Here is a 7,254-nt window from a genome sequence, read left to right on the forward strand (position 1 = left end):
GCAAGCGCGCAGGGGCCCGAAGGCAAGGCGCTCGTCTTAGTGGAACGTCTTGATTCAGGCACGTACGAAACGCGCATCTACCTGTACCACGGCGCCATCGTGCAAGAATACGCCCTGGCCAACGCCGCATACACGCCGGAAAAGGCCACCGAGCTACTGCCTTCGAGCGTATTCGACTTCTCGTACGAGAATGGCATCCTGTCCATTACCACCGACCAGGGCACATCGCACGTTGCGTTGCGCAGCGAGCAAGGGGGTGCCTAATGGAACGGCGCACTGCACGCATCGAGCGCACGTCCTTTTCCCACGCGGCGTTCACCATCGAAGCCATCATCCTGCTCGTGTTCCTGGTGGGCGCGCTAGCCGTGTTCACGCAGCTCTTCGCACGCGCAACCACTACGTCGCAGCAGTCCGCACAGCTCGAGCAGGCCATCATGCTCGCCACCAACACTGCCGAGGAATTCTCGGCCGACCCAACGGGCATCGCACCCAGTACGAAGCAGGGCGATTTCACCGTCACCTGCAACGTTACCCAGTCTAGGGAAAGCGGCGGCACGCTCTACAACGCGCACATCACCGTTGCCAACGAAAGCGGCAGCGTATACGACATATCCACCGCGCGTTACGTTAGCGAGGTGACGAGCTAATGGCCATGGGAAAACGCCTGCGTATCGGCCCCCTTTCGCTCATCACCTACATCGCCATCGTGAGCCTGGCGGTGCTCGCCGTGCTCACGGTAACCACGGCGAACGCATCGCACACGCTCGCGCAGCGCCAAGCCGACGCCACCGCGAAGGCCTACGCCGAGGAAACCTGCGCGCAGACATTCCTCGCCCAGGTCGACGGCGTGCTTTCCGCATCGTCGGCCACCACCTCCACCGAACTCGCCCAACAGGTAAACGCGAACATCGACGACGCGCTCGAAGCGGCGCGCAACGCCTCCTCGGAAGACGTGAGCGCAACCGCATCGGTTACGGGCACCGTCGTTTCGGCGCAATTCACCTGCGAAGGCGGACGCACGCTCGTCATCGAGCTGAACATCCAGAGCAATCGAACCTACGACATAACCCAATGGAACATGACGGCCATCGTCAACACTGCCGAAGAAGACACCTTGTGGTCGGGCGTCTCGAACTAAAAGGAGCATAGATGGAACTCGAAGAACTCTTGCAGCACATGATTGAGGCGGGGGCCTCCGACATCTTCGTGGTGGCCGGTTTGCCCATCTCGTTCCGGGTAAGCGGACGCCAGGTGCGCTGCGACACCGAGCCGCTGCGCCCCGCCGACACGAAGGCCATCGTCGAGTCGATCTACCGCATCGCCGGGCGCGACATCAACCTGTTCGCCCAGAACGCGAACCACGACGAAGACTTCTCCTTCGCCATTCCGGGCGTGGGGCGCTTCCGCGCGAACATCTTCCGCCAGCGTGGTTCGTTTTCCGCAATCATCCGCGTCATCCCCTTCGGCCTTCCCAAGCCCGAGGACTTCAACATTCCCGAAGACGTTCTCTCGCTCGCCGACCTCTCGAAGGGCCTGGTGCTGGTAACCGGCCCAGCCGGCGCCGGCAAGTCCACCACGCTCGCCTGCATCATCGATCGCATGAACCATCAGCGCGAGGGTCACATCATCACCATGGAAGACCCCATCGAGTACGTGCATAGGCACGGCAGCTGCATCGTCACGCAGCGCGAGGTGCCCACCGACATCGCAACGTACGGCGAGGCGCTGCGCTCGGCCATGCGCGAGGCCCCCGACATCATGCTCCTGGGCGAAATGCGCGACTACGAAACCATCGGCACGGCCATGACCGCCGCGGAAATGGCCCAGCTCATCTTCAGCACGCTGCACACCACCAGCGCGTCGGGCACCGTCGACCGCATCATCGACGCCTTCCCCGCCTCGCAGCAGCACCAGATTCGCGTCCAGCTCTCTCTCGTGCTGCAGGCCATCGTGTGCCAGCAGCTCGTGCCCGCTCTCGACGGCGGCATGCTCCCCGCATTCGAGATCATGCACACGAACACGGCTATCCGCAATCTCATCCGCGAGCAGAAGACGTACCAGATCGACTCCGTCATCGCCAGCTCGCGCAACGAAGGCATGCGCACCATGGACCAGAGCCTGTTCGCCCTGGTGAAAGAGGGGAAGATTGCAAAGGAAATCGCCCTGCGCTACAGCATCCACGCCGAAGCGCTTGCGAGGCGCATGGAAATCGAGGGCCTGTAACAACCAGCAAAACGCAAGCGGGAGGGTCGCCCCTCCCGCTTTTTCGTGCTCGCTACTCGACAGCTTTCATGAAAGCCCCAGAGGAACGCGCCTGACACGACGCATGTTCAAGAGCGCGACGAAGCGCTCGTCACTATCGAGGACTCGTCGCTGGGCATACGCCCCGAAAGACCCGCACAATTACCGAATAGCCTGCCGAAATCGTCGATGCTCATGCAGAGCGACATGTTGGTTTCGCTGCCGGTCGCGAGCTCGTGTATAATTGGCGCGGCTTTAATCCAGGCGAAAGGGGTGCGTGATGATCGAGTTCTTCCTCACCGATGAAACGGGAACGCACGCTATCGACCAGCCCGAGGCTGGTTGCTGGGTGAACGTCGTCTCCCCCACCGCCGAAGACCGCGCGTGGCTGGAAAATGAACTGGGCGTCATCGACGAGTTCGTGAAGTCGGCGCTCGACGACGAGGAAACCTCCCACGTCGACTACGACGAAGACACGGGCCAGACGCTCGTCATCGTCGACTGCCCCTTCGTGGAAGACGCATCCGAAGCCGAAGACCCGCTGATGACGCAGTACGACACGCATCCGCTTACCGTGCTCTTCCTACGCACGCAAGATATGATCGTCACCATCAGCCTGAAGGAAAACCCCACGCTCAGCCTGTTCGCCGTGGGAAAGGTCGCCGATTTCAACACGCATCACCGCACGCGATTCCTGCTGCAGATCTTCTCGAACACCGTGCAGCGCTACCTGCGTTATCTGCGCAGCATCAACCGCCAATTCACCAAGAACGAGAAAATCCTGCACCAGACGATGCGCAACAGCGAACTCGTGAAGATGCTGGGCTTGGAGAAATCGCTCGTGTATTTCAGCACGTCGCTACGCGGCGACGAAACCACGCTAACGCGCATCAAATCGGGGCGCGTGGTGCGCCTCTACGAGGACGACAAAGACCTGCTCGACGACGTGTTCATCGAGATTCGCCAGGCAACCGAGATGTGCACGGTGTACAGCAGCATTCTAAACGGCACGATGGACACGTTCTCCAGCGTCATCAGCAACAATCTGAACCTGGTCATGCGCACGCTCACCATCGTGACGATCGTGCTGGCCATTCCCACCATCATCTTCAGCTTCTACGGCATGAACGTCGATGGGCTTCCCCTCACCGAAACGTGCTTCCTACCACTGGGCCTTGCCGTGGTGGGCATGGCGGCGGCCATCCTCTACTTCCGAACGAATAACCTGTTCAAGTAAGCACTACGCTGGCGCGCGAACGCCCCAGCTCACCGTTCGCCCCATCGAAACCGTGCTCACTTTGCGCATCTGGCTTCCATTGCGCTCAAAACGTGCGAAAATATGCGCGGATTATTACCTCAGGAAGGACCATCAATGGCCGAATTCGACTTCAGCAGCAAGATCGTGAGCATTCCGGATTACCCGCAGCCCGGCGTTATATTCAAGGACATCACGACGCTCCTGCGCGACCCCGAAGGGTTCCAGCGCTGCGTCGACGAGCTGGCGAACCACTTCATGGACCAGGGCATCACCAAGGTCGTGGGCGCTGAAGCACGCGGATTCATCATCGCCGCACCCGTCGCGTACAAGCTGAACGCCGGCCTCGTTCCCATGCGCAAGCCGGGCAAGCTGCCCCGCGAAGTCTACACGCAGCAGTACGGCCTGGAATACGGCTCCGACGAACTGCAGGTTCACACCGATGCCATCACGAAGGACGACCGCATCCTTCTGGTCGACGACCTCATCGCCACCGGCGGCACGGCCGTTGCCCAGGTAGAGTTGCTCTCCAAGTTCGGCGCCACCCTGGCTGGCATGGCCTTCCTCATGGAGCTCGATTACCTGAACCCGCGCGACGTGGTGAACAAGGCGACCGACTGCGAGATCTTCTCGCTCGTGCACGTCAACTAAGCGCCGCAGCACATCCGCTAAAACGAACGCCCCGCTTCCAAGCGGGGCGTTTTTCATTGCTAGTTGTTCACGCCGTGATGGCTTGCCAGGGCGCTGCGGTCGATGGCCTTGAACGTATACCCCAGCTGCTGGTAATGCTCGATGATGGTGGGTAGGGCCTCCACCGTGGCCTCCTTGCCCGACGAATCGTGCATCAGAAGCACGATGTTCGTGTAGTCGTCGCCATCGCAGGCGGCTTCGGCAAGTTCTTCGGAGGTATGCCCGGAGGCGCCGTCACCGCAGCTAATGTTCCAGTCGAAGTACTGGTAGCCGCGATCTTGCACGTCCTGCACCAGGGCGCTCATGATACCCTTCGTGTACTCCGCCGAAACGGCGTTCGACGAGCCGCCCGGGAAGCGGATGAAGCAGGGCACGTAGCCAATCTGCTCTTCCACCAGCGCGCCCACGGCGTCGAGGTCCTTGAAGTACGCGTCTTCCGAAGCGTACACGGTTGCGTAGTCGTGCGAATAGGTATGCAGTCCGATGGTGTGCCCCCGCTCGTAGGCCTTCTTGATCATGTAGGCGTATTCGGGCTTGATGCCCGTTACGAAGAACGTGGCCTTCACGTCGTACTTATCCAGAATGTCCAGCACGGTCTGGGTGTTTTCAGACGGGCCGTCGTCGAACGTGAGCCAGATGGTCTTCGTGCCGTCGGTTTTCGTGCGCCATTCCGTGTTCGCGTTGGGGTCGACCGCGAATTCCTGGGCGCGCGTGTCTTCCGCAGCATTGTACGTGGAAGGCGAAGAGGATTCGCTAGCAGAGGAAACGGAAGAAGCGCCCGCGTCGGAAACGCCAGAAGACGCAACGGCATCCACGTCATCTTCGCCCGCGGCGCCCTGCGGTGCCTGCGCGCACCCAACGAGCGCGCACACGAGCAACATCGATGCAGCAAACCATGTAGCCCATTTGCATAGACGGTTCTTCACGATTCCTCCCCCAGTACCTTGTCGTAGAATGTTCTCATCGTACCCCACATAGATTGGCAAAGTATGGCAGAACCGAAGAATCAGCAGACCGCCGAGCAGGAGACGAACCCGTTCGCGCTCCGCCGCAACCTGTCCGCCGTAGTCACCATCGCGGCATTCGTCGCATATTTCATCGTTCCCCAGGAACTCGCGAAGAACATTCTTCTGGTAGTGGCCCTCGTGCTGGTAATCGTGGTCACGTACTTCCAGCAGAAGCACCGTTCGTGGATCGTCGCCCGTCGCGACCCGGCAGCGTACGACTCCGAAGGCCGATATCACAAAGATTGGGAAAACCTCAGCGAGGAAGACATCAACCGCGAGTGGGAAAAACTGAACGCCCAGAAGAATCGCTAGCGCATCCGCGCATTCCGTTTGCCCAAACGAAACCACAACGAAAGGCTCCGCACATGGTTTCACGTATCTACGTCGAGAAAAAACCCGGCTTCGATGTGGAAGCGCAGCAGCTTCTGCATGAGCTCCAGGATATCTTGGGGGTGAAAGGGCTCGACGGACTGCGCCTCGTCAATCGCTACGACGTCGAAGGCGCGGCAAGCGAGCTGTTCGAATCCTGCATTCCCACCGTATTCAGCGAACCGCAGAGCGACGTGGTTTACCGCTCGCTGCACGATGAATGCACCGGCGCCGCAGCCGTATTCGCCGTGGAATTCCTGCCCGGCCAGTTCGACCAGCGCGCCAACAGCGCAAGCGAATGCATCCAGCTCATCAGCCAGGGCGAGCGCCCCACAGTGCGCAGCGCGAAGGTCTACCTGCTCGAAGGCAGCCTGGGGCAGGCGGATATCGACCGCATCAAGAGCTACGTCATCAACCCCGTGGAAGCGCGCGAAGCTTCCCTTGAACCGGTCGAAACGCTCGAGGGCAACTACCCCGAGCCCGGTCCCGTCGAGGTTATCGACGGCTTCCTCACCATGGACGAGGGCGAACTGTCCGCCTTCATCGCCGACCGCGGCCTTGCCATGGACCTGGCCGACATCGCATTCTGCCAGGAATACTTCCGCGAAGAGGGCCGCTGCCCCACCATCACGGAAATCAAGATGATCGACACCTACTGGAGCGACCACTGCCGCCACACCACGTTCGGCACCCAGCTCGACGAGGTTCAGATCGACGACGAAACCGTGCGCCAGGCATTCAACCGCTACCTGGAGATGCGCGAGGAACTGGGCCGCACCGAAAAGCCCATCTGCCTCATGGACATGGGCACCATCGGCGCCAAGTACCTGAAATCGCAGGGCATTCTCACCGGTCTCGACGAGAGCGAGGAAATCAACGCCTGCACCGTGAAGGTGACGGTCGACGTGAACGGCGTCGACGAAGACTGGCTGTTCCTCTTCAAGAACGAGACGCATAATCATCCCACCGAAATCGAACCGTTCGGCGGCGCAGCCACCTGCGTGGGCGGCGCCATCCGCGACCCGCTTTCGGGCCGCAGCTACGTCTACCAGGCCATGCGCGTAACGGGTGCCGCCAACCCGCTGGCCCCCGTTTCCGAAACGCTGCCCGGCAAGCTGCCGCAGCGCAAGATCGTCACCACCGCCGCTGCTGGCTATTCCAGCTACGGCAACCAGATTGGCCTGGCCACGGGCCAGGTAGACGAAATCTACCACCCGGGCTACATGGCGAAGCGCATGGAAATCGGCGCCGTAGTGGCAGCCACGCCCGCCAACCACGTGCGCCGCGAGACGCCCGCCCCGGGCGACGTCATCGTGCTGCTGGGCGGCCGCACCGGCCGTGACGGCATCGGTGGCGCCACGGGTTCTTCCAAGGCCCACAACACGCAGTCGCTCGAAAAGGACGGCGCAGAAGTGCAGAAGGGCAACGCGCCCGTCGAGCGCAAGCTCCAGCGCCTGTTCCGCAGGGGCGACGCATGCCGCCTCATCAAGCGCTGCAACGACTTCGGCGCAGGTGGCGTGAGCGTTGCCATCGGCGAGCTGGCCGACGGCCTGCACGTGAACCTGAACGCCGTGCCCAAGAAGTACGACGGCCTGGACGGCACCGAGCTTGCCATTTCCGAAAGCCAGGAGCGCATGGCCGTGGCTCTGGACGCCGCCGACGTGGAAGAGTTCCTCGCATACGCCAAGGAAG

Annotated in this window: 9 protein-coding genes; 8 read left to right on the forward strand and 1 reads right to left on the reverse strand. The window is 61.3% G+C overall.

Annotation, left to right across the window (positions count from 1 at the left end):
- The 6 genes from AC04P6_RS08330 to AC04P6_RS08355 all read left to right on the forward strand — a co-directional run.
- Positions 1-264: DUF4860 domain-containing protein (locus AC04P6_RS08330; protein WP_475566160.1), on the forward strand; the 264-nt coding region annotated here is incomplete at its 5' end.
- A complete protein-coding gene (locus AC04P6_RS08335; protein ID WP_475566161.1) occupies positions 264-647 on the forward strand; it encodes a hypothetical protein in 384 nt (127 codons plus the stop codon). The genes AC04P6_RS08330 and AC04P6_RS08335, both read left to right, overlap by 1 nt.
- The gene (locus tag AC04P6_RS08340; RefSeq protein WP_475566162.1) at positions 647-1,138 is read left to right on the forward strand and encodes a hypothetical protein; all 492 of its coding nucleotides are present in this window, start codon (positions 647-649) and stop codon (positions 1,136-1,138) included. The genes AC04P6_RS08335 and AC04P6_RS08340 overlap by 1 nt, the downstream gene beginning before the upstream one ends.
- An 11-nt stretch (positions 1,139-1,149) precedes the next feature.
- Positions 1,150-2,223, forward strand: a complete 1,074-nt coding sequence (locus AC04P6_RS08345; RefSeq protein WP_475566163.1) for a type IV pilus twitching motility protein PilT — start codon at positions 1,150-1,152, stop codon at positions 2,221-2,223.
- 298 nt (positions 2,224-2,521) lie between these two features.
- Positions 2,522-3,478 carry a magnesium transporter CorA family protein gene (locus tag AC04P6_RS08350; RefSeq protein ID WP_475566164.1) on the forward strand — a complete coding sequence of 319 codons (957 nt, stop codon included), beginning with the start codon at positions 2,522-2,524 and terminating at the stop codon, positions 3,476-3,478.
- Positions 3,479-3,613: 135 nt separating this feature from the next.
- Complete coding sequence (locus AC04P6_RS08355; RefSeq protein WP_475566165.1) at positions 3,614-4,147, forward strand: adenine phosphoribosyltransferase; 534 nt, start codon at positions 3,614-3,616, stop codon at positions 4,145-4,147.
- Between the two features lie 59 nt (positions 4,148-4,206).
- On the opposite strand, the gene AC04P6_RS08360 is transcribed toward AC04P6_RS08355, so the two are convergent.
- Positions 4,207-5,112: a polysaccharide deacetylase family protein gene (locus AC04P6_RS08360; RefSeq protein ID WP_475566166.1), complete on the reverse strand. Its 906-nt coding sequence runs from the start codon at positions 5,110-5,112 to the stop codon at positions 4,207-4,209.
- Positions 5,113-5,175: 63 nt separating this feature from the next.
- Between AC04P6_RS08360 and AC04P6_RS08365 the strand changes: the two genes are divergently transcribed.
- On the forward strand, positions 5,176-5,505 hold the full coding sequence (locus tag AC04P6_RS08365; RefSeq protein ID WP_475566167.1) for a hypothetical protein: 330 nt from the start codon (positions 5,176-5,178) through the stop codon (positions 5,503-5,505).
- Positions 5,506-5,558: 53 nt separating this feature from the next.
- Positions 5,559-7,254 (forward strand): AIR synthase-related protein (locus AC04P6_RS08370; protein WP_475566168.1); only part of this gene is annotated, 1,696 nt, incomplete at its 3' end.

Source organism: Denitrobacterium sp. (genome assembly GCF_056180635.1).

What these genes read in the sequence shown, in the direction of transcription:
- AC04P6_RS08365 (WP_475566167.1), top strand. Translation starts at nt 5,176, where the DNA reads ATGGCAGAACCGAAGAATCAGCAGACCGCCGAGCAGGAGACGAACCCG.
- AC04P6_RS08345 (WP_475566163.1), top strand. Translation starts at nt 1,150, where the DNA reads ATGGAACTCGAAGAACTCTTGCAGCACATGATTGAGGCGGGGGCCTCC.
- AC04P6_RS08350 (WP_475566164.1), top strand. Translation starts at nt 2,522, where the DNA reads ATGATCGAGTTCTTCCTCACCGATGAAACGGGAACGCACGCTATCGAC.
- AC04P6_RS08355 (WP_475566165.1), top strand. Translation starts at nt 3,614, where the DNA reads ATGGCCGAATTCGACTTCAGCAGCAAGATCGTGAGCATTCCGGATTAC.
- AC04P6_RS08340 (WP_475566162.1), top strand. Translation starts at nt 647, where the DNA reads ATGGCCATGGGAAAACGCCTGCGTATCGGCCCCCTTTCGCTCATCACC.
- AC04P6_RS08335 (WP_475566161.1), top strand. Translation starts at nt 264, where the DNA reads ATGGAACGGCGCACTGCACGCATCGAGCGCACGTCCTTTTCCCACGCG.